The sequence below is a fragment of the Thermobifida fusca NBRC 14071 = JCM 3263 genome, from assembly GCF_001592045.1.
Classification (GTDB): Bacteria; Actinomycetota; Actinomycetes; order Streptosporangiales; family Streptosporangiaceae; genus Thermobifida; species Thermobifida fusca.
Genome location: NZ_BCWB01000080.1, coordinates 1 through 2,703 on the forward strand (window position 1 = coordinate 1; position 2,703 = coordinate 2,703).

Consider the following 2,703-nt stretch of genomic DNA (forward strand, 5'->3'; position numbering starts at 1 on the left):
CCCCGGCATGCCCGGAGCGCAGGATGATCGCGCTCAGGTCGGCTTGGGCGGCATACAGGTCGTCGCGCACCGCGGCGCGCGCCATCGTGCTCCAGCGGTCGTCGCGCGGCAGGGCGATGATCCGCTCCCGCAGCCGGGTGAGCTGCAACTGGTCGGCCAGGTCGAAGTAGACCTCCGCCACCTCGCGCAGCGACCGGCCGGTCTCCTCGGAGACGCGGATCAGGTCGAAGGTCGAGTAGGCGGGGACCATGGCGGCGACCTGTTCGGCCAGCTCCTGGGGCACGCCCTTGGCCACGAGGGCGTCCCGGCGCTCCGTGAAAGCCTGCAGGTCGCGCCCCTGCAGCATTGCGGACAGCTGCGGGACGATCTCCTGGACGCCTTTCCGGAACCGGGCGATCTCGGCGTGGAGGTCCGAGTCGAAGGAGCGGTAGCGCATCAGCCAGCGGGCCGACCGTTCGACCAGCTTGCGGGCTTCCAGCAGCATGGTCAACTGGGTGTCGACGTCGACCTGGTAGTCGAGGGCCTCGACCTTCGCCCAGAAGTCCCGCAGGCCGAAGACTTCCGTCACCAGCAGGTAGGCGCGGGCGATCTCCGGAGCGTCCGCGCCCGTCTCCTCGGCGAAACGGAAGGCGAACGTCGACCCGCACCGGTTGACCATTTCGTTGACCACCACCGTGGTGATGATCTCCCGGCGCAGCGGATGCTGGAGGATGGCGTCGCGGAAGCGCTCGCGCAGCGGTGTGGGGAAGTACTCCAGCAGCACGGAGTTCAGATAGGGGTCGTCGGGCAGGTCCGAGGCGAGGATCTCCTCGGCCAGCACGATCTTGGTGTAGGCGATCAGCGTGGCGAACTCAGGCCCGGTGAGCCCGCGCCCGGCCGACCGCCGGGCCGCGATCGCCTTGTCGTCGGGCAGGAACTCGAGCTTGCGCTGCAAGTGGCCGTCCCGCTCCAGTTTGCGCAGGTAGCGGGTGTGGACGTGCAGCATGGCGGGACTCTGCTTGCGGGCCGCAGCCAGCGCCGTGTTCTGCAGGTAGTTGGTGCGCAGCACGAGGCGGGCGACCTCGTCGGTCATGTCCATGAACAGCGCGTCGCGCTCGGCCTTGTCGAGCCGCCCGGCCCGGACCTCGCGGTCCAGCATGATCTTGATGTTCACCTCGTGGTCCGAGGTGTCCACGCCGGCGGAGTTGTCGATGAAGTCGGCGTTGACGCGGCCGCCGGCGAGCGCGAACTCGATGCGGGCCTGCTGGGTCATTCCCAGGTTGCCGCCTTCCCCGACCACTTTGCAGCGCAACTGGGAGGCGTCGACGCGGACCGGGTCGTTGGCCTTGTCCCCCACCGAGGTGTGGGATTCGGTGGACGCCTTGATGTAGGTGCCGATCCCGCCGTTCCACAGCAGGTCCACTGGGGCGGTGAGGACGCACTTGATCAGCTCGTGCGGGGTGAGGGTCGTGACGTCGTCCGCGATCCCCAGGGCCCGGCGCACCTGCGGGCTGATCGGCACGGACTTGGCGTGGCGGGAGTACACGCCGCCACCCGGGGAGATCAGCTCGGGGTTGTAGTCCGCCCAGGAGCTGCGGGGGAGTTCGAAGAGACGGCGGCGCTCCGCGTAGCTCACCGCCGGATCCGGGTCGGGGTCGAGGAAGATGTGCCGGTGGTCGAAGGCTGCGATGAGGCGGATGTGCTCGGAGCGGAGCATGCCGTTGCCGAACACGTCGCCCGACATGTCGCCGATGCCCACCACCGTGAAGTCCTCTTTCTGGACGTCCACGCCCATTTCCCGGAAGTGGTATTTGACCGACTCCCAGGCGCCGCGGGCGGTGATGCCCATGGCCTTGTGGTCGTAGCCGACCGAGCCGCCGGAGGCGAAGGCGTCGCCCAGCCAGAAGCCGCGTTCTGCGGCGACCGCGTTAGCGATGTCGGAGAAGGTCGCTGTGCCCTTGTCGGCAGCCACGACCAGGTAGGAGTCGTCTCCGTCGTAGCGGACCACGTCCTCGGGGTGGCTGACAGTCCCGTTGACGAGGTTGTCGGTGACGTCGAGCAGGCCGCCGATGAACTGCTTGTAGCAGTCCACGACTTCCGCCATGACCGCGTCGCGGTCGCCCTTGGGCAGCCGCTTGCAGACGAACCCGCCTTTGGCGCCGCTAGGCACGATGACGGAGTTCTTGACCGTCTGCGCTTTGACGAGGCCCAGGATTTCGGTGCGGTAGTCCTCGATTCGGTCCGACCAGCGCAGCCCGCCGCGCGCCACCGTGCCGAACCGCAGGTGGACTCCCTCAACGCGCGGGGAGTAGACGAACGTCTCCAGCTTAGGCCGCGGCTGCGGCATGTCGGGGATACGTCCCGGGTCCAGCTTGTAGACCAGGTAGGGCTTGGTGCCGCCGTCCTGGAAGTAGTTGGTGCGCAGGGTGGCGCCGATCGCGGCGAGGAAGAACCGCAGGATGCGGTCGGCGTCGAGGTTGTCGACCTGGTCGAGCTCTCCGAGGATCTCCTCGGTGATCCCCTCGCACAGTTCTGCGCGGCCCTCGTCCAACTGCGGGTCGAACCGCGATTCGAAGAGCCGGACCAGTAGCCGGGCGATGTGCGTGTGGGAGTTGAGCACATCGGCGATGTAGGCGGGGGTGAAGGACGTGGCGGTCTGCCGGAGGTAGGTGGCGTAGGCGCGGAGCACGGTGATCTGGCGCCAGTTCAGGCCGCCGTGCACGA

General features: G+C 68.2%; 1 protein-coding gene. It reads right to left on the reverse strand.

The window, feature by feature from the left end; all coding sequences use genetic code 11:
* Positions 1-2,703 (reverse strand): NAD-glutamate dehydrogenase (locus TF1_RS15635; RefSeq protein WP_174522693.1); only part of this gene is annotated, 2,703 nt, incomplete at both ends.